The organism is Cryobacterium flavum, from assembly GCF_900103805.1.
Taxonomy (GTDB): domain Bacteria; phylum Actinomycetota; class Actinomycetes; order Actinomycetales; family Microbacteriaceae; genus Cryobacterium; species Cryobacterium flavum.
On sequence record NZ_FNIB01000001.1, the window covers coordinates 447487 to 466055 of the forward strand.

The following is an 18569-nucleotide window of genomic DNA, read 5'->3' on the forward strand; positions in this document are numbered from 1 at the left end:
GCCCACCGAATGACCGTCGACCCGAACAATGATGCCCGCTACCAGCGTGGCTACGAGCCCGCCGCCCAGGCGGCTGCCGCCGCGTCGGACCGTCTCGCGCCCACCTCGAACGGCGGGCCCGCGGCATCCGCTGCCCCGACCGAAACCGCATCGGTGCCGGCGCCGGAAGCCGCCGCGCTGCTCGACCAGTTCGAGCCGCGCAATCCGTTCGTCGTTGCCCTGTGGGTTGTTGGTCCAGCCCTCACCATCGGCGGACTGAGCGTGCAGGTGCGAACATTTCTTGATTCGATGGGTGGCTCAAGCTACATTAACTCTCCCGACGGCGAGGTGCCGTTCGATATGTTGTTGCAGCAGATCTCCTGGTCGCTCGGACCGGCAATGACCTCAACCGGCTTGGCCACTGTCGTCGGTCTGCTCTTCTACCATGCACTGCGCTGGCGGTCCCGGCCGTCACGCCGTTCAGACACCTGATTCAGCGGGCACGCGCACGATGAGCGCGCCGGCATCGGCGTTCAGCCGCACCTTGCGCACGAGGCCGAACTCATCGCCGTCGAGCTCGAAATCCTGCGCGTGTTCGAGCACGATGCGAATATCCGGCCCGCGCAGGGTCGTCATCACCCGCTCATTCGACGATTCGGTGGCCTGAATCATGCGTCGGCCCACCGCCGAACGCCGCAGCACCCCGTTTTCCCAGGTCACCCGGCGCCAGATGGTCAGCCAGCCGAGCACGCCCTTAGGCTGCAGCACCGCGATGTCCAGAATGCCGTCGTCGAGGCGCGCGTCGGGCAGAAACTGCAGGTTGCCCGGCAGCAGCCCGCAATTGGCGACAAGAATCGCGCTCACCTGTGCCGGCCGGTCAACCCGCCCAGCAACGCTGTAGCGGATGCGAAATGGCCGCGCTTTCGGCAGCGCCCGCGCCACCCCGTCGACGTAGGCGAGCCAGCCCACCTGTTTCTTGAGATCGTCGCGGGTGTGCGCGATCATCTGAGCATCGAGGCCGAGGCCGGCCATAACCAGGAAGACGTGTTCCTGCACTTCGCCGGTATCGGTCGTCAGGGTGGCGACGCCGAGATCGATCGGCCGGTCGACACCACTGAACGCGATCTCGGTGGCGGCATCGATACTACCGAGCGGCAACAGCAGGTTGCGAGCGAGCAGGTTGCCGGTTCCCGACGGCACGATGGCCATGCGCACCCCGGACTCACGAAGCGCCTCGGCGACGGCCCGCACGGTGCCGTCGCCGCCGGCCGAGATCACCATCGAGGCGTGAGCGTCAAGTGCTCGTTTCGTGGCTGCCTGGCCGACATCGTCGACGCTGGTTTCAAACCAGTGCGTCTCGCCCCAGCCGGCGGATTGCTCGGCGGCGGCCACGCTCGTGCGCAACCTGGCGAGGTCGACCTTCACCGGGTTGTAGACAACGGCGGCGTGCTGGTCGAAGTTTTCGGAGGCGCTCACGAGGCCTAGGCTACTGGGTCGCCCCGCGTTTGCCCGCCAACTAGCGCTTGTAGACTGGCCGGGTGATTGATCCGGTGCTGTTACGCGAAAACCCTGACCTCTTCAAGCGTTCGCAGGAGGCTCGTGGCGACTCCGTTGGAGCGGTGGATGCCGCGCTCGCCGCCGACGCCGAACGGCGTTCGACGATCACCGCGTTCGAAGACCTGCGCGCCGCGCAAAACCTGTTCGGCAAGCGCGTCGCCGCAGCGCCCGGGGCCGAGAAGAAGGCGCTCGTTGCCGAGGCGCAAAGCCTCGCCGCTGAGGTGAAAGCCGCAGGAGTCATCGCGGGCGAGGCCGACGCTCGCTTCACCGCGATCGTCAAGACCATCGCGAACCCGATCATCGACGGAGTTCCGGCCGGCGATGAGGCCAACTTCAAGACCCTGCGCACCCACGGCGATGCCCCGGTGTTCGACTTCGAGCCGCGCGACCACCTCGAGCTCGGCGAACTGCTCGGCGCCATCGATATGGCCCGCGGCGCCAAGGTCTCCGGCACCCGTTTCTACTTCCTGAAGGGAATCGGCGCCCGCCTCGAGATTGCGCTCATGAACATGGCGCTCGACCGGGCGCTTGCGGCCGGCTTCGTGCCGCTCATCACCCCCACGCTCGTACGCCCCGAAATCATGGACGGCACCGGCTTTCTCGGTGAGCACAACGATGAGGTCTACTACCTTCCCACTGACGACCTCTACCTCACCGGCACGAGCGAGGTCGCGCTCGCCGGGTACCACAAAGACGAGATCCTCGACCTGTCCGAGGAACCCCTGCGTTACGCCGGCTGGAGCACCTGCTACCGCCGCGAGGCCGGCTCGGGCGGAAAAGACACCCGCGGCATCATTCGCGTGCACCAGTTCAACAAGCTCGAAATGTTCACCTACGTGCTGCCCGAGAACGCCGAGGCCGAGCACGACCGCCTCGTCGCCCTCCAGGAGGGCATGCTGCAGTCCCTCGGCCTCAGCTACCGCGTGATCGACGTCGCAGCCGGTGACCTCGGCGGAAGCGCGGCCCGCAAGTTCGATATCGAGGCCTGGGTGCCCACCCAGAACGCCTTCCGCGAGCTCACCAGCACGAGCAACTGCACCACCTACCAGGCGCGACGGTTGGACATCCGTTACCGCACCGACACGGGCAAGACCGCGCCGGTCGCCACTCTCAACGGCACGCTCGCGACCACCCGCTGGCTCGTCGCCATGCTCGAAACGCACCAGCAAGCGGATGGCTCGGTGCGCGTCCCCGAGGCGCTGCGGCCCTACCTCGGCGGCCTCGAGGTTTTGACGCCGCTCCCGGTGAAGGGAGCGAAGTGACGTCACAGGTCACGACCGAGCCGTGGCTCGTCGCCCTCGACATCGACGGCACTACCATGCACGAAGACGGCTCGATCAGCCAGGCCGTGATCGATGAGGTTGTGCGGCTCGCCGAGGCCGGGCACGAGGTCATGCTCGCCACCGGCCGGTCCGCAGCTGCAGCCCTGCCGGTGCTAGACCGCCTCGGCATTTCTCCGCGCTACGTGGTCTGCTCCAATGGGGCCATCACCATGCACCGCGATGCCTCAGCGCCCCTGGGCTACCGACGCGAATGGGTCGAGACCTTCGACCCGAGCGACGTGCTCACCTCGATTCGGGCGCACCTCGGCTCGGCCCGGTTCGCGGTCGAAGACGAGCACGGTTTCTACCGGTACACCGAACCGATTCCCGATGCCACAATCGGCATGGACAGCGAACGGGTCGACTTCGACGAGCTGTTGAAGCACAATGCGACCCGCGTGGTCGTTATCTCGCCCGACCACGACATGGAGGATTTTCTCCAAGTGGTCGAGCGCATGGGGTTGAATCGGGTGAGCTATGCGATCGGGTGGACCGCCTGGCTCGACATCGCGCCGGACGGCGTCAACAAGTCGACCGCGATGGAGCGAGTACGTGTGGCGGTCGGGGTTCCCCGCGAGCGGGTGATGGCCGTCGGCGACGGGCGCAACGATATTGACATGCTGGCGTGGGCCGCCGAATTCGGTCGCGGCGTGGCCATGGGCGAGTCGCCCGACGACGTTCTCGCCGCCGGGTCCGAGATCACCGGCAATGTGGAGATTGACGGCCTCGCCATGGTGTTGCGCACACTCTGACTCGCATCCAGCCGTTTATCAGGCCCCTCTGTCAGCCTGTATAGTCTGCCATCGGCTAGAATCGGGCCAGTTCGCCCAATTCTTTCCGCGCTGCAATTCGCGCGGGGAATGGGCAACCGGGAGGGCTGTCCGAGCGGCCGATGGAGCCAGTCTTGAAAACTGGTGGGCAGAAATGTCTCGTGGGTTCGAATCCCACGCCCTCCGCAGTACCAGCACAATGCAAATCGCCGGCGCACAACGATTGTCGCCTCAGGCTGACCAGCCAACAACCCGATGAGAGGACATGAGTGAGCGACCAACTTCGCCCCCGCTCGAACGGTTCCAAGAACCTCAAAACCGTTGCCCGTCACGGCCGCCTGAAGAAGTCGAACGCCGCCGTCACCGTGGCCAAGTTCATCGCGGGCAGCCTGGCCGTCGTTTTGGTCAGCGGATTCTCGGTCGGCGCGATTGCCACTTACGACGTCGCCACGAGCGTGCAGCCCAGCGTTCACCTCACCAATGAGACCAACGGCCCGGTTCCCTCGATCGGTGCCATCGACGGCGGCGTGAACATGCTCATCGTCGGCAGCGACAGCCGCGTCGGCCAGGACGCGGCCTTCGGCCCGGAAGACTCCACCGGCGACCTCAACGACGTCACGATGCTGCTGCACATCTCGGAAGACCACAGCAACGCCTCGGTCATCAGCTTTCCGCGCGACATGTTCGTGGCGATCCCCTCGTGCCCCGACCCCACGGGTGGCTCGTTTCGTGCGATGAGCAGCCAGAAAATCAACACCACGCTCACCTACGGTGGCCTGGCCTGCACCGTGCTGACCGTGGAGGAGCTCACCGGCCTCTCCATCCCGTTCGCGGCCGAGGTGCAGTTCAGCGGCGTCATGGCCATGTCCAGCGCTGTTGGCGGCGTTCCGGTCTGCGTAGCCAGCCGCATCGAAGATGAGTACACCGGTACCTTTCTCGACCCGGGTGAGCACGTGCTCGAGGGCTATGACGCGCTACAGTTTCTGCGCACCCGCCACGGCCTCGGCGATGGTGGCGACCTGACCCGCATCAACAACCAGCAGCTGTTCATGTCCTCGCTCGTGCGCACGATCAAGAGCGCTGACACCCTCTCCGATCCGACCAAGGTCTACGCTCTGGCCAAGGCAGTGACAGCGAATATGCGCCTCTCGGACAGCCTCAACAGCGTCACGACGCTCGCGTCCATCGCCATCGCTCTCAAAGACATCGACCTCAATCAGGTCGTCTTCGCCCAGGTGCCCACCGGCAGCACGACCGGCGGGGTCAAGGCCGTTCAACCGGCCTTTGACAACCTGTTCGAGGCGGTTGCGGCCGATCAGCCGCTGACCCTCAGCGGAACGACCGGCCGCGGTACCGAGGCTGACCCGAACGCTCCCGTCGAGGCAGCGCCGGTTCCCGTCGCAACCACCGACCCCTCGGCCGCGGCCGATCCGGCGGCAACTGAGGCCCCCGTGGCCACGGAAGCCCCGGGAGTCGTCCTGTCGGAGTCGGTGACGGGCCAAACGGCCGGCGACTATACCTGCACCAGAGGGCGCACGCTCGAGAACCAATAACCGGGCGCGGGCATCTGTTTTGCCTGCCCGGGTTTGCATGGTCAGAGCGGATGCCCGCCTGCGGCTAAGATGGACGAGTGTGTTTGCGCAAGCAGGCGCCAAGGAGACGTCGCATAGTTCGGCTTAGTGCACCACCCTGCTAAGGTGGAGTACCCTTTACGGGGTACCGTGGGTTCAAATCCCACCGTCTCCGCAGCCATTCGAACCCCTGAATCCCTTATAAACACTGGGACTCAGGGGTTTTCCTTTGCCCGAAATAGAAGAAGCCTGATCATCACCACAAACCACGAATTCTCCCGCGGGGGAACGGTGTTCGGCGACGACAATATGGTCGCCGCCGCCATCGACCGCATCGTCCACCACGGCCGGCTCCTCCAGCTTCGTGGCGAGTCCTACCGAGTAAAACACGCCCTCATGAAATAGCCGCCAGCACACCAGCCCGGGGACGAAAACGTCCCCGAAAACCGGCCGTTCTGACCACCGTGCTCAACTGGCCGGAAATCACGCCACACTGGCCGGATATTTATCGCACAAATGGCCGACATAAAGTTGACAAAACACAGTCCACACGCACCATCATCGCAACCTGGCTCTCGACTCCGAGGTCGTCACGGCCGGCAGCATCCAGATCACCAAACTGCGCGTCATCGAAAACACCGGCGAAAACCGCAGCGGCCAACGGCTCGCCCGCGATGCCGCCACAACGCATTTCGTGGAAGCCGAGCTCGGCCAAAACGTCGCCGCCACCCTGCACAAGGGCGACCCACCATTCAACATCTCGTGAAAGGAAAACCCCAATGAACGACCACGATAGCGAACTCGTCACTCAGGCCACCGAGCTGGCCGACACGGCTCACTACCTGGCGCAAGCGACTCGACCCTGGCCCGGCGCTGCCCAGGGCGATTTTTCCCCCCTGCGCAAGCTGACCACGCCAAAGCAGTCTGGTGTCATGCCGTCCGCGCTCTCGTCCGAAGGCTGAATCCCCCGCGCCGACGACGATCAAACCCTCGCGTCATCAAACGCAAGGTCTCGAAATGGCCCGCCAAACGCTCTCGCCATGCCGACTGGCCACAACCCGCTCACGAGCCAGAAAGCATCATTCAAACACTTAACTGAACGGTATGGGGCTTAGCGTGTCCCCCGATCGGGGTCAAGATGGTGACGAGCTAGGCACTAACAATGGCCTTCCGATTCCAGCCGTTCGTCATGGCTTCAGGCTATATCCCGCGACCCTTGGGCCTAGTTCGAAGCTGTCAAAGCCTCGCGTTTGGGCCCTTCTTGTTGCGTGAGTTTCAGTGGGTTGCACCGGTGTGTGAGGTACGTGCCGTTCCACGTGCGTGGACAATCTACCCAGCCTTGACTTATACCGCTAGGGGTATGGTGGAGATACGGATCAGTAAACGAAAGGAAACGATCAGATGATGTGGGGTAACGGAAGTATGGGATGGTCCTGGGGGTTCGGCCTGCTAGCTATTGCGGGTGTCGCCGTGCTCATTTATGTCATTGTTCGTTTTTTGTCGAACAAATCCGGAAGCAATGACACGCGATCTGCTCCGAGGCAAGCTGATTCCGCCAGTGCCAGGCGGATTCTTGAAGAGCGTTTCGCTCGGGGGGAGCTCACTGCGGAGCAGTTGCGTGATCAGCTGCGGGTGCTCGAGGAGGGCCGGTAGTGCCAGGCCTTAGTCGCCGTAGTGCCCTGATCCTCGGCGGGGTGGGGATTGCAGGCACAGCTGTGGGGGGAACGGGTTTCTTCGTCAATCAACGGATCTACTCGACGACGTCACTGGCAATACCGTCCGGGAGCGACCTTGTGGAGCCTCCGGAGCTGCGAAGCATCAGCGGCACTCTCGCCGTTGATCTTGAGTCTTCCCCCCAACAGGTGACCATTGCTGGCCGTGACGTGCGTGCGCTGAGTTACAACGGTGGCGTTCCCGGCCCCACACTGCGCGTTCGAGCGGGAGACACCCTCAGCGTCAGCCTTCGTAATGGTCTGGCCGATCCGAGCAACTTGCACGTGCACGGCCTTCACGTTTCGCCGGAGAACAACGGCGACAACATGTTCGTCACCGTCGAAGCCGGCGACTCCTTTGATTACCAGTACGAATTGCCCGCCAATCACCCGCCGGGCGTCTACTGGTATCACCCGCACCATCACGGTTTCGTGGCCGATCAGGTATTCGGCGGGCTCTATGGCGCCATCATCGTCGAAGACCCCGACCCTATCCCTGCCAGCCGGGAACGCGTCCTCGTTATTTCCGACATGACCCTCGATTCCACGGGAACAATTTCAGCGGCCACAGCGATGGAGAAAATGTCCGGACGCGAGGGAGACCTCGTCCTGGTCAACGGGCAACTCACCCCCAGCATGACTGCCCGCCCTGGTGAGCGGGAACGATGGCGCATCATCAATGCCTGCGTGTCCCGCTACCTGCGGCTACGTCTCGACGGGCAGCAACTGTCCCTTCTCGGAATCGACTCCGGACGTTTCGAAGCCGCGCACGACGTCGACGAGGTCGTGCTGGCCCCCGGGAACCGGGCCGACCTTCTCGTCACCGGCACAGCCGGCACCTCCGTACTGCGTGCCCACACCTATGACCGAGGTACGTCCGGCGGAATGATGATGGGAGTCGGAGGCTCCGCTGGAGCCGACGACATCGCGCTGGCCACATTTCACGTAGCCGGTGACGACGTCGCCCCAGTCGCCGCCATACCCGGCCAGCCCGTTCCGCGTGACCTTCGCACGGCTACCGTAACCGCTCGACGCGAGTTGATCTTCGCGATGGGAATGGGCGGAAATATGGGCGGCGCAATGGGCGGGGAGACAGGCAGCGGCATGGGTGGAAACATGGATGGCGGCATGGGCGGAGGAGTGGGTGGGGGCATGATGTCAGCCACAATCAACGGCCAGGTATTCGATGCCACCCGGGTTGACACGACCGTGCAATTCGACAGCGTGGAGGACTGGATGCTGACAAATACCAGTCCGCTCGATCACCCCATGCACCTGCACGTGTGGCCGATGCAGATCATTGAACAGTCAGGCCGGCCCGTCGAAACCATCATGTGGCAGGACGTCGTGAACATCCCGGCACGCAGCACAGTGCGCGTACGTATCGCGTTTGACGACTTCAGCGGACGTACCGTGTACCACTGCCACATTCTTGACCACGAAGACAGCGGAATGATGGGCGTCATCACCGCAAACTGACAGTAGCCGCAACCATCAATTCGAAAAAATGAATCAGGAGAAACCAATGAACTACGCACACACCATCACCGTCTCGCTGCCCTACGAAGAAGCAGTCGCCAGAGTGCGCGAAGAACTAGCCAACCAGAGCTTCGGCGTTCTTACCGAAATCGACGTCCACGCGACCTTCGAAACGAAACTCGGCGTGGAAAGCGCACAGTCACTGGGCGAATACTTGATCCTGGGTGCGTGTAATCCGGCCCTCGCCGAACAAGCACTCACCGCAGAGCCCGACATGGGATTGCTGCTTCCGTGCAACGTCGTCATCCGACGAAGCCCATCAGCGACAATCACCACGGTGCAAGCTATCAACCCACAAACCATGGTCCAGCTCAGCAGCTCCCCAGGGATACAGAACGTTGCTGATCAAGCCGATGAACGTCTTCTCGCCGCGCTAGCCGCTCTGCAAGGAGAGAACAAAAGCAACTAATACGCGCTCTGGCCCGCGAGAGCACGGTGAGGGCTGTGCCGCTGGTTCTGCGTAAAGCAGCGCGCGGCGGCGCTCGTTCTGACATGAGGGCTGCCGCACATACCCGACCGCGGAACGAGGATGTCCTCGCCCGGGCCGTGCCAGCCGTTAGCGTCCGAGTAGCCGGGACCAGAATGAGCCAGTCGATTTTTCTTTCACGTGCCCGGCGCATTGCTGGTTGCGTGGAACACCGCGCATGACCTGATCAACGTGCTGACCGCAGCCCGCCCACGTTGTTTTTTGACACACTTTGCAGGTGACGGAACGACACATAATGGATCTCCATTCAATAAGGTGAACTGCTAAAAGAATTATACCCCTAGGAGTATTCTACTTAGGCGGGACAGGGACGTGCTCATGTGACCCTGCTGTGAAGCGGTCATGCGGTTTCTCACAGGGCGCGAGGTTTAGCGGGCGGCGATACTGGCGCGCACGTCGTCCATGTTGAGGTTCTCGACGCCGGCAATGAGCTTTTCCAAGCTGGCTGCGTTGAGGGCGCCTGGCTGGGAAAAGACGAGTACGGAGTCCCGAAATGCCATCAGCGTGGGGATGGAGCGAATGCCCGCGGCTGCGGCCAATCCTTGTTCGGCTTCGGTGTCGACTTTTCCGAAAGTGATTGCGGGGTGTTTTTCAGACGCGGCGGTGAAGGTCGGGGCGAAACTGCGGCACGGGCCGCACCACTCGGCCCAGAAATCAACCAGCACGATGGGACTCTGGGCAATGGTCGCGTCAAAGGTGGTCTCGGTGAGATTGATAGTAGCCATACACACAGACTATACCCTTAGGGGTATCTTGCATACCGTGCGGGGTATGTGCGAGACTAGCGCACATACCCACTACACGCCCCAACTCGTGTCGGCGTGATGGGCCCCGACCTTTGGAGGCCACGATGATTTTGACCCAGTACTATCTCAACTGCCTGTCCCATGGCTCGTACCTCGTCGGTGATCCGACGAGCGGTCAAGCCGTCATCGTGGACCCCCGCCGCGACATCGACGATTACCTCGTCGACGCCCAGGCGAACAACCTGACCATCATCGGCGTCATCAACACGCATTTCCACGCCGACTTCGTCGCCGGTCACCTCGAGTTGGCCGCAGCCACTGGCGCCTGGATCGGCTACGGCACCCGCGCCGAGACCGAGTATGAGATCCACCACCTCGCCAATGGCGAGAAAATCTCGCTCGGCGAGGTGGAACTAGAAATTCTCGACACCCCCGGGCACACCTGGGAGTCCATCAGCATCGTCGTTCGTGAACACGCCAACGATGCCGTGCCCCATGCCGTCCTCACCGGCGACACCCTCTTCATCGGTGACGTGGGTCGTCCCGACCTGGCCGCATCCGTTGGCGCCGATCCCGACCAACTGGCCCGCGCCCTGTACGCGTCGATCCACACGACCCTTCTCGCCTTGCCCGATGCGGTGCGTGTTCTCCCCGCCCACGGTGCTGGTTCCGCATGTGGCAAGAACCTCTCCGACGAGCTCGAATCCACTATCGGCACCCAGCGCCTCACGAACGCGTCCGTGCAGCCGATGAGTGAAGACGATTTCGTGACAATGATCCGCAGCGGCCAGCCCGCAATCCCCGGCTATTTCGCCGTCGACGCGATGATCAATCGCAGCGCGCACGAAATCATCGGTTCCACCCGTGCACTGGCACCGCTCACCTTGACGGATGTTCGCAGATCCGTTGAAAACGGAGCCCGCGTTCTCGACACCCGCAGCCCCGAGGACTTCGCCCTCGGGCACTTGGCCGGGTCCATTAACGTGGGACTGGACGGTCGCTTCTCCGAGACGGCCGGAATGGTCATCGAGCACGACGACAGCATCGTGATTATCGCCGACTCCGGCCGCGAAGCCGAGGCCGGAATGCGGCTGGCCCGCATTGGCTTCGACCGGGTCGCCGGATATCTGACAAACCCGGCGCAGGCGTTCACCGACCTCGGCCCGCTGGTGCAGGTCGGTGCGCGGGTCGAGCTTGAAGACTTCGAGGCTCTGCGCCGGGACACCGCCGCAACGATCCTCGACGTACGCAACCCCGGCGAGGTCGAGCAGGGCGCGATCCCGGGCTCGCTGCGCGTTCCCTTGGCCGAGCTGAGCCAGCGCCACGCCGAAGTGCCCGCCGGACCCGTGATCATCCACTGTGCCAGCGGCTGGCGTTCGAGCGTCGCCGCGAGTGCGCTGCGGAATCTTGGCCATTCGGACGTCACCGACCTCATCGGCGGCTATAACGCATGGGCTGCCCAATATTCAGTGAAAGCCTGATGGAGATGACCCGCGGCTGAACACCTAACCAACGTTGGCTTCACGGCAGACACGATCGTCAGAGGCCTGCCTTAGTGGCAGGCCTCAGGGCTGCCCGGCATTGCTACGCTCCCGCACCAAACTGAAACGGATCTACTATCTCTGACACCACGCACACCGTCAACCCCTCCCCGTCACCAATTGGGGCAGACGAATTCCATCAGTGGGTTCTTAATCGTGACGACCTGATGATCATCGATGTGAGGGGCGGTTCGGAGTTTGAAACCCGGCATATCCCGGGTTCGTATCACGTGCCGCTCCACCTGCTCAAAGAACACGCTGAAGAGTTTGCGGCGCAGATGGCCCCCCGGGTGGTGCTGGTGTGCCAGTCGGGTCGACGCGCGGAAGAAGCGCGAAAGAATCTTGACGCAGCCGGCCTGAACGGTGCTTGGGTATTGACCGGTGGTGTGGCGGGCTATGCCGCCGCCGGCGGCGATATCACCAGCGGTCGCTCCACGTGGGCCATGGATCGACAGGTACGCATGACGGCCGGATCCCTGGTGTTGGCGAGCGTGCTGGCGGGGAGGTTCATCCATCCGCAGTTCCGTCTTCTCGCCGGCGTCATCGGTGCCGGTCTCACGGTGTCGGCCGCCACCAACAGTTGCACGCTGGGGCGAATTCTGTCGTGGATGCCCTGGAACCGCCCGGTTTCCGAACCCACGAAGAGTGACATCCTCGCGCAGCTGGCGCCGCACGCATGATCGTGGCCGCGCTGCTTCTGGGAGTGATCGTGGGTGCGCTGCTCGGCCTGGTCGGCGGGGGCGGGTCAATCCTGGCCGTTCCGGCCTTGGTCTACGGTGTCGGGTTACCCCTCGAGGAGGCGATACCAACCTCGCTGATCGTCGTGGGAGCGGCGTCGGCGGTCGCCGTGCTTCCGCGGCTGCGCACCGGCGTGAACTGGCGTCTGGCCGGCATCATCGGCGCCGCCGGCATTCCCACCGCCTACCTTGGCACCCTCGTAAACCGACTGGTTGACCCTCAGCTTCTGCTCGGCGCTTTTAGCGTGATCATGGTCATCGCTGGCGTGCGAATGTTCTTTGCCACCCCCGCCGCAACCGGCCCCTGTGCGCTGCCCGGCGGCGGAACCCGGTGGCGCAGTTGTCTGCCCCGTGCGCTGGCAACGGGCGCCGTGGTCGGGTTCCTGACTGGGCTGCTCGGCGTCGGCGGCGGGTTCCTGATCGTTCCGGCACTGGCCCTCGTGCTCGGACTCCCCATGGGCGTCACGATCGGCACGTCCCTCGTGATCATCGTCATCAATTCGGTCGCCGGCTTCAGCGCCCACCTGAGCGACGTGCAGATCGACTGGGCCGTCACCGGCGCCTTCGCGGGCACCGCTATGCTGGCATCCCTAATCGCGGGCAGACTCAGCCGAAGACTCCCCGACCGCGTTCTCAAAACAAGCTTCGCGATCCTTGTGCTCTGCATCGCCGTGTACGTCGCGATTCGCGCCGTCGCCGGCTAGCTCTCGCGAATGGGGTCAGGCGAGGGACAGGAAAAGCTTTTCAAGCTCATTGACACTGAGCTGCTTGGTTTCTCCATCCGCGCCGTTATCGATGAGGCACTCCTTCATCGCCGACGAGATGATCGTGAACCCTGCCCGGTCAATGGCACTCGAGACAGCAGCCAGCTGGGTGACCACGGCACGACAATCCGCGCCGGACTCAACGGCTGTGATGACGGCGCCGAGTTGCCCCTGCGCGCGCTTGAGTCGATTGAGGGTCTTGCGTAGGTCGTCGCTGGCGTGGGTCGCGGATTCGGTAATCCCCATGAGGGTGTGCTCCTGTTCGTAGGCGGATGCGAGGCTGGTTTTGTCTAAGACCACGATACCCCTTAGGGTATCAGTATATTCAAATATGGCGGCAAGCGTTTCGCGATGAAAAGTAAATGAGGGCTATTCGAATGCGTGACCAGCGCACCAGCAGGGACGAATCATCACGGCGTGCCCCTTGGCGCGGCAAGCTGGCCGGGCTCGGCGGGGACCTGCGTCGCTGGCCCTCTCGCCGCTGGTGGGTTGCCCTGGCGACGGCATTGTGTACGGTGGTCTTCATTGCCATTCCGACGGACTTGATTGACACGCCATTCTTTTCGCGACAGATCCCGCCGACCGCCTGGTCGTGGCCGGTGCTCACCCTCAGCGCGGTCTTGACGGGCATGGTCACTGCCACCTATGTGGCGCACCCGGAAGGCGCCCCGCCCAGTAGGGCGGCCGGACGGTTGGGCATGGCCGGTTGGCTGGTGACGTTCTTCGCGGTGGGATGCCCCGTCTGCAACAAATTGGTTCTCCTCGCTCTCGGCGCAACCGGAGCGATGCAATTCTTCGAGCCGGTCCAGCCGTATCTGGCCGCCGCGTCGATCGTCTTGCTCGGCTGGGCTCTCTATGCGCGCATGACTCGAGAAAATTCTTGCGGTCTTCCCGCTCGGACCACTGCCGCGACGGAAGTCCTTGATCGTGTTCTCTGACCTACAAACTTGGTCGACTCGACGCTGGATAATCACGGCCGCCGCAGCCGCAGCCGCGTTCATTGCTTTTGCCACGGGCTACGCGCCCCGGGCGGACGACGCAGACGGCGCCCTGTGGTGGACGGTTGCGGCCACCGCGCTCGGAGCGAGCTTGATCGGCTTGATCGTTGCCAGTTATGTCGGAACCCCCATCGGCGCCGACGCAACTCTCTGCGACACACGGTGGCCAGCTCTGGGTCTGATCGCGCTGTATCTGACCACCGAAGTCCGCTCCCTCGACCCGATAGTGAGCGGTGCTGCGCGCCCGGCCCTGGCCGCCGCCGCCCTCGCCCTATTGATCTGGGCCCTGCGCGAAAGACTGGTCAGCGAACGCCGAGCCACCACCCGCCGCGAATCGTCAGAGTCCGCTGAGGGTGACGTCTGCACTACCTGCATGCCCTTGTTCCCGCGCTCCCGGAAAGTCGGTCCCAGGCCGATCACACTGCCACCCACTCCACGCACCGGTCAGGATACCCAGCCATGAAGAAAGCACTCACCGGCATCACAATTGCCGTGGCGGCACTGCTCAGCATGGTCGCCTGCGCGAGCCCCGCGCCGGCGCCCTCCATCGCTGTCACCTCCAGTACGGTCGTCGTCGATGTGCGCACCGCACCAGAGTATGTCGGTGGACACCTTCAGGACGCCATCCATATTGACGTGCAATCCCCGGACTTCGACACGCTGATCGCGGCGCTGCCAATCGACGGGAACTACATCATCTACTGCGCCACCGGAAACCGGTCGGCTGCAGCAGTCACCCGCATGGCCGACCTCGGGTTCACCACGCTGACCGATGCTGGTGGCATCACGGACGCGTCTGCCGCCACCGGACTGGCCATCGTCGTCGACAAATAAGTTTCCTCTGTTCGCATTTAAATTAATACCCCACGGGGTATACTGAGGACTTCAGCTCGACCAACGAAGGAGTCACTATGTGCAGTCCCATGCGATGCGACAATTGCGGAAAAACCACTTGGACCGGATGCGGCATGCACGTCGATGAGGTTATGGCCGACGTCCCAACGAGTCAGCAGTGCACTTGCGCCACGCGCTCGAATTCCTAACCGCCCGCGGTTTGTAACCGAGGCGCTTCGTTCATGACGCGGCGGTACGCCTTGGCTTCACCAAGGTGGAGATGCCCTTCGCTGACGTGGGTAACGATGCGGTCAACAGCGAGAGCAATTGGTGGCGGGGCGGTGGTTGCTTGGAGCATGACTGGACTCTTTTCAATCAGAAAACCGGGAATGTTCCCAGGCTCGGACGGGGAGGCGGCTATAACTGTCTTTTTTACCCTAATGTGCGTACATTTAAGATGGTGCCGACACAACAGAACTTCACAAAAAATAGGCAGATCCGACGAGTCAAGGTGCGGCGACGCACGCTCCTGATGCTTTTAGGAGCGGCGGCAGTTCTCGCAGTCGTCATCGTCGGAGTGGTTGCGCAACAACCTGTCGAAGAATCCACTTCGGCCCCCGCTGAACAATCCGGGGAAAAAAGCGGCGAGCAGACGCTCGATCTCGCCCGACGTGTCGATGGCGAGGTGACGGCACTCGGAGAGGTCGACGCGCCGGTCGTTTTGGTCGAATACGCCGATTTCCGGTGTCCGTTTTGTGGGGTTTTCGCGCGCGATACCCTCCCTGTCCTTGTCGAGGAGTATGTGGACAGCGGTCAAGTGCGCATCGAATGGCGGGATCTGCCGGTGTTCGGCCAGGAATCCACGGCTGCGGCTGTGGCTGCCCGCGCGGCTGGCGAGCAAGGTTTCTTCTGGGAGTTTGCCGAGGTCGTCTTTGCGGGTGCCCCAGAACGCGGACATGTGGCACTGCCCCCGGAACGTCTTTTGGAAATCGCGACGGAAATTGGTGTTCCCAACCTTGAGCAGTTCGTCTCCGACCTGGACAATGCTGAACTCTTGGAGAAAGTAAACATTGACGCGGCAGAGGCACGGTACCTCGGAATTACCAGCACGCCCATGTTCGTGGTGAACGAAACGCCGATTTCCGGCGCGATGCCCGTGCAGGTGTTTCGCGACACGATCGACAGCGAACTGGCGAAGGCCGGACGCTAGACATGGATATTGGCTACGCTGGCGCCCTGATCGGTGGGATGCTGACACTTTTGAGCCCCTGCTCGGTCATGCTTCTTCCTGCGTTCTTCGCCTACGCGTTCGCGAAGCCGTCCGAGCTGCTTGCCCGTACCGGATTGTTTTATCTGGGTCTGATTACCACGTTGGTGCCGCTGGGAGTGCTGGCTGGCACGGTCGGAGTGTTTGTCACGCAAAATCGCACGGCTTTCGTCGGGATCGCCTCATTGCTCGTGGTGTTGATGGGTATCATCCAAATTTCTGGACTACGTTTTCCCGCCTTCACCCGCGGCGGCGCGGCCGAAGGGACCTCGGCGGTATCGGTCTACCTCCTCGGCGCTGTCTACGGAGTAGCCGGAGTGTGTGCAGGTCCTATCCTTGGATCGGTGCTTACGGTGGCCGCCCTCGGCAGTAACGCCGTCTACGGGGGAGTGCTCTTAGCGATCTACGCGCTCGGCATGGCAGCGCCCCTGATCGTGCTCGCCTTGTTGTGGGACCGACTTTCACTGGGAAAGAGTCGCTGGCTGCGCCCCCGGATGCTCACTATCGGACGATGGGAGAACTCGTGGTTGATGATCGTATCCGGGATCCTGTCAATCCTGATCGGAGTCTTCCTGTTCCTCACCGACGGTACCGCGAGCCTCGGCGGAGTTTTGACCATCGGAGATCAGTTCGCTACCGAGGTCTGGGTGCTCGATATGTCCTCACTCGTGACCAATTTGGGATTCGGGATCGCCGCGATCGTCGTGCTGGGCCTCATCGCGCTGGCCTACGCGGCTCGGAACCGTCGCACGCGCCGGCAGCGAATACCTCAAAAGCAAGAATGAGACGCGCTGCCGGAGCCGCAGCCGCCACGCTCGTTAGCGTTGTGTTGCTGGCCGCGTGTTCCGGACCTTAGTCGCAGCTCGGCGCTCATTGTGTCTCCGACGACGTCTCGCCCGCGGTCATGCTCAGCGCGCACGACGGTATTGTCAGTGTTGCCGAAGACGCGACGGGAGCGTCAGCGATCGAGTAGGGAAGTAATGGCACCGGCCTCATCGAGACGGCAGGCGTACTCACGGCTGTCGACACCACCACCGGAGAAATACGCTGGGACGCGAACACACTCTCACGCCCCACGGACGTCGAATCTTCCTCAGCGGTCTCGGGTGCCGTCAACGCATCTCAGGGCGGTATTGTCTTTCTGGACTGGGTCAACCCCGCGGGCGACACAGTCGTGAGCGCCCACAATCCGAGAACTGGCGCTATTCTCGCGGAATTTTCGGGGCATCTGGCCGGACCGTCAATCATTAACGAGTCATCAGAAAACCTCGCCGTGTCCTCCTTCCGTCCACCGGACGGGGCGACGATGCTCACCGCAATTGATCCGGACTCCGGAACGCTGTGGGAGCATGTTCTGGAGAGCGCCACTGCCCCGGTATCTGCCTCTGACAAAGTGATTACCTTCGTGGCGGGATGGGAAACGTTACGATCACCTCGTCCGACGGTCACCAGCAGCAACGCGGTCAGGAACGAATTCCGATGGCTGTTCTCCCTAACGGAACCGGGCTCTTTCCCACCCGGGACCCCTACGAGTACGTCCTGGCCATCCCTCAGCTCGACGGTCTTGAGGCTGACCGATAAAGACTAAAGATCACCGGGGTGAGAATGATGTGGTGACCGCGAAACGGTCGCCACGGACGACAGTCTCCCGCCATTCCACCGGACGTCCCGCCGCACGACCACACCGTTCAATGAAGAAAGCGGCAGTGCCGACCGGGCAGTCAAGAACTCGCGCCTGTTCGGCGGTAACGGTAATCGCTGTCAGGGTCTCCTGTCCGCCATCCAGCGTGATCCCACACCGGAGCGTCAGCTCCTGATAGAGAGCAGTGTTGCTGAAATCGACGTCGAGAAGACCGGCAGCGCGATCGGCAGGCAGCCAGGCGCTGTCAACGGCAAAGACATAGTCGTCAGCGAAACGACGGCGCTCAATATTGACCAGCGGAGCGTCGCCGGGCAGGTCGAGCCGGTCAGCAATCCGCGCGTCGACACGGATCTCGCACCGGATCAACTCGCTGTGCTGCCTCATCCCAGAGGCCTCAACTGCCGCAAACAAGCTGTAAACCGGCCCAAAGCGATGTTCTTCGCCGTGGTTGACGTGCACCACCGGGCGTTTACCCCGACTTGATGAAACCAGCCCCTCTCGACGCAGAGGGTTCAGCGCAAGTCGAACGGTACTCCGGCTCACCTGATATTCCGCGGTTAGTTGAATTTCACCGGGGAACGTGTCCGCGAATTCGCCCGAGGTTATCCGGTTGAGAATGTCGTCATGGACGCGCAACCAGAGTGGCTGGCCAGGCAATCTGGCCAGTCGTGCCCGGTCTGCTTCAGCCGCAGTTGACATGTGAGTTCCGCTTCTCCTCGGGCAATAGGTGCGCCAAAATGCAATTATCCCTTGCGTGCACTACGAGTGTGGGTCGTAACACCTATTCGACGTTGCTGCCACGAAATGCCGGTCAATATCGTGGGATTGGGTGGGGCGCTGGATGGGTGGACGTCACGGGCTTCGAGCTCTGCGTCGATCTCGTGCGGATCGAAAACAGGGCCAGTGCCGGGCCGCTTTCGCGGGTTGCCTGCCTTAGGGTCCGGTTTTGCAGCCCGCTGGTCGTCGGACTTTCCACAACCGGCTTCGGGCGCTTCGGATGGCCGCGCCCGTGGAATTAATTCCGCGATGTGATGGAAAAGTGATCTGGCACGACCTCCGAGTCCCGCGCCAACAATGCGAATTAGGAATTACGTGAACTACCC

The 18569-nt window shown here is 62.7% G+C and carries 22 protein-coding genes and 2 tRNA genes; 19 read left to right on the forward strand and 5 right to left on the reverse strand.

Annotated elements, in window-relative coordinates; translation table 11 throughout:
• The first annotated feature begins 9 nt into the window (after nucleotides 1-9).
• Nucleotides 10-471 carry a hypothetical protein gene (locus BLS91_RS02035; RefSeq protein ID WP_092338682.1) on the forward strand — a complete coding sequence of 154 codons (462 nt, stop codon included), beginning with the start codon at nucleotides 10-12 and terminating at the stop codon, nucleotides 469-471.
• Here the strand turns inward: BLS91_RS02035 and BLS91_RS02040 are convergent.
• Nucleotides 460-1455, reverse strand: coding sequence for a diacylglycerol/lipid kinase family protein (locus tag BLS91_RS02040; protein ID WP_092338684.1), 996 nt, complete (start codon nucleotides 1453-1455; stop codon nucleotides 460-462). The genes BLS91_RS02035 and BLS91_RS02040 overlap by 12 nt on opposite strands.
• 62 nt (nucleotides 1456-1517) lie before the next feature.
• Between BLS91_RS02040 and serS the strand changes: the two genes are divergently transcribed.
• From serS to BLS91_RS02065, 5 genes are all read left to right on the forward strand, one after another.
• Nucleotides 1518-2798, forward strand: coding sequence for a serine--tRNA ligase (serS, locus tag BLS91_RS02045; RefSeq protein ID WP_092338686.1), 1281 nt, complete (start codon nucleotides 1518-1520; stop codon nucleotides 2796-2798).
• Nucleotides 2795-3610 (forward strand): HAD family hydrolase, encoded by an 816-nt coding sequence (locus BLS91_RS02050; protein WP_276326775.1) that lies wholly within the window; start codon nucleotides 2795-2797, stop codon nucleotides 3608-3610. The genes serS and BLS91_RS02050 overlap by 4 nt, the downstream gene beginning before the upstream one ends.
• 119 nt (nucleotides 3611-3729) lie before the next feature.
• A tRNA-Ser gene (locus tag BLS91_RS02055) sits at nucleotides 3730-3814 on the forward strand.
• Nucleotides 3815-3897: 83 nt separating this feature from the next.
• The gene (locus BLS91_RS02060; protein WP_092338688.1) at nucleotides 3898-5181 is read left to right on the forward strand and encodes an LCP family protein; all 1284 of its coding nucleotides are present in this window, start codon (nucleotides 3898-3900) and stop codon (nucleotides 5179-5181) included.
• A gap of 102 nt (nucleotides 5182-5283) precedes the next feature.
• Nucleotides 5284-5374 (forward strand) — tRNA-Ser (locus BLS91_RS02065).
• Here BLS91_RS02065 and BLS91_RS21100 read toward each other — a convergent pair.
• Nucleotides 5356-5544, reverse strand: a complete 189-nt coding sequence (locus BLS91_RS21100) for a hypothetical protein (protein ID WP_420838488.1) — start codon at nucleotides 5542-5544, stop codon at nucleotides 5356-5358. The genes BLS91_RS02065 and BLS91_RS21100 overlap by 19 nt on opposite strands.
• Here BLS91_RS21100 and BLS91_RS02070 point away from each other — a divergent pair.
• The 4 genes from BLS91_RS02070 (at nucleotide 5491) to BLS91_RS02095 (ending at nucleotide 8859) form a co-directional block, all read left to right on the forward strand.
• Nucleotides 5491-5604 (forward strand): ATP-binding protein, encoded by a 114-nt coding sequence (locus BLS91_RS02070; protein ID WP_420838487.1) that lies wholly within the window; start codon nucleotides 5491-5493, stop codon nucleotides 5602-5604. The genes BLS91_RS21100 and BLS91_RS02070 overlap by 54 nt on opposite strands.
• 374 nt (nucleotides 5605-5978) lie before the next feature.
• Nucleotides 5979-6161, forward strand: a complete 183-nt coding sequence (locus tag BLS91_RS02080) for a hypothetical protein (protein WP_092338692.1) — start codon at nucleotides 5979-5981, stop codon at nucleotides 6159-6161.
• Between the two features lie 690 nt (nucleotides 6162-6851).
• Complete coding sequence (locus BLS91_RS02090; protein WP_092338696.1) at nucleotides 6852-8390, forward strand: multicopper oxidase family protein; 1539 nt, start codon at nucleotides 6852-6854, stop codon at nucleotides 8388-8390.
• Between the two features lie 46 nt (nucleotides 8391-8436).
• Complete coding sequence (locus BLS91_RS02095; protein ID WP_092338698.1) at nucleotides 8437-8859, forward strand: DUF302 domain-containing protein; 423 nt, start codon at nucleotides 8437-8439, stop codon at nucleotides 8857-8859.
• Nucleotides 8860-9305: 446 nt separating this feature from the next.
• On the opposite strand, the gene BLS91_RS02105 is transcribed toward BLS91_RS02095, so the two are convergent.
• Nucleotides 9306-9662 carry a thioredoxin family protein gene (locus BLS91_RS02105; RefSeq protein WP_092338701.1) on the reverse strand — a complete coding sequence of 119 codons (357 nt, stop codon included), beginning with the start codon at nucleotides 9660-9662 and terminating at the stop codon, nucleotides 9306-9308.
• 125 nt (nucleotides 9663-9787) lie between these two features.
• Between BLS91_RS02105 and BLS91_RS02110 the strand changes: the two genes are divergently transcribed.
• From BLS91_RS02110 to BLS91_RS02120, 3 genes are all read left to right on the forward strand, one after another.
• Nucleotides 9788-11164, forward strand: a complete 1377-nt coding sequence (locus BLS91_RS02110; protein ID WP_092338703.1) for an MBL fold metallo-hydrolase — start codon at nucleotides 9788-9790, stop codon at nucleotides 11162-11164.
• Between the two features lie 179 nt (nucleotides 11165-11343).
• Entirely contained in the window at nucleotides 11344-11904 is a 561-nt protein-coding gene (locus BLS91_RS02115; protein WP_276326777.1) for a rhodanese-like domain-containing protein, read from the forward strand.
• The gene (locus tag BLS91_RS02120; RefSeq protein ID WP_092338706.1) at nucleotides 11901-12665 is read left to right on the forward strand and encodes a sulfite exporter TauE/SafE family protein; all 765 of its coding nucleotides are present in this window, start codon (nucleotides 11901-11903) and stop codon (nucleotides 12663-12665) included. Before BLS91_RS02115 ends, BLS91_RS02120 begins: the two co-directional genes overlap by 4 nt.
• Nucleotides 12666-12680: 15 nt before the next feature.
• Here BLS91_RS02120 and BLS91_RS02125 read toward each other — a convergent pair whose 3' ends face one another.
• Nucleotides 12681-12971, reverse strand: coding sequence for a metal-sensitive transcriptional regulator (locus BLS91_RS02125; RefSeq protein WP_092338828.1), 291 nt, complete (start codon nucleotides 12969-12971; stop codon nucleotides 12681-12683).
• 131 nt (nucleotides 12972-13102) lie between these two features.
• Between BLS91_RS02125 and BLS91_RS02130 the strand changes: the two genes are divergently transcribed.
• From BLS91_RS02130 to BLS91_RS19830, 6 genes are all read left to right on the forward strand, one after another.
• Entirely contained in the window at nucleotides 13103-13663 is a 561-nt protein-coding gene (locus BLS91_RS02130) for a hypothetical protein (RefSeq protein WP_241983075.1), read from the forward strand.
• Entirely contained in the window at nucleotides 13653-14186 is a 534-nt protein-coding gene (locus BLS91_RS02135; RefSeq protein WP_092338708.1) for a hypothetical protein, read from the forward strand. Before BLS91_RS02130 ends, BLS91_RS02135 begins: the two co-directional genes overlap by 11 nt.
• Complete coding sequence (locus BLS91_RS02140) at nucleotides 14183-14557, forward strand: rhodanese-like domain-containing protein (RefSeq protein WP_092338710.1); 375 nt, start codon at nucleotides 14183-14185, stop codon at nucleotides 14555-14557. Before BLS91_RS02135 ends, BLS91_RS02140 begins: the two co-directional genes overlap by 4 nt.
• A gap of 280 nt (nucleotides 14558-14837) precedes the next feature.
• Nucleotides 14838-15767 carry a DsbA family protein gene (locus tag BLS91_RS02145; RefSeq protein ID WP_241983076.1) on the forward strand — a complete coding sequence of 310 codons (930 nt, stop codon included), beginning with the start codon at nucleotides 14838-14840 and terminating at the stop codon, nucleotides 15765-15767.
• A 2-nt stretch (nucleotides 15768-15769) separates the two neighbouring features.
• Nucleotides 15770-16609: a cytochrome c biogenesis CcdA family protein gene (locus tag BLS91_RS02150; RefSeq protein WP_092338714.1), complete on the forward strand. Its 840-nt coding sequence runs from the start codon at nucleotides 15770-15772 to the stop codon at nucleotides 16607-16609.
• Nucleotides 16610-17237: 628 nt separating this feature from the next.
• Nucleotides 17238-17405 carry a hypothetical protein gene (locus BLS91_RS19830; protein ID WP_158252784.1) on the forward strand — a complete coding sequence of 56 codons (168 nt, stop codon included), beginning with the start codon at nucleotides 17238-17240 and terminating at the stop codon, nucleotides 17403-17405.
• 10 nt (nucleotides 17406-17415) lie between these two features.
• On the opposite strand, the gene BLS91_RS02155 is transcribed toward BLS91_RS19830, so the two are convergent.
• Nucleotides 17416-18165, reverse strand: coding sequence for a GntR family transcriptional regulator (locus BLS91_RS02155; protein ID WP_092338716.1), 750 nt, complete (start codon nucleotides 18163-18165; stop codon nucleotides 17416-17418).
• Nucleotides 18166-18569 lie beyond the last annotated feature (404 nt).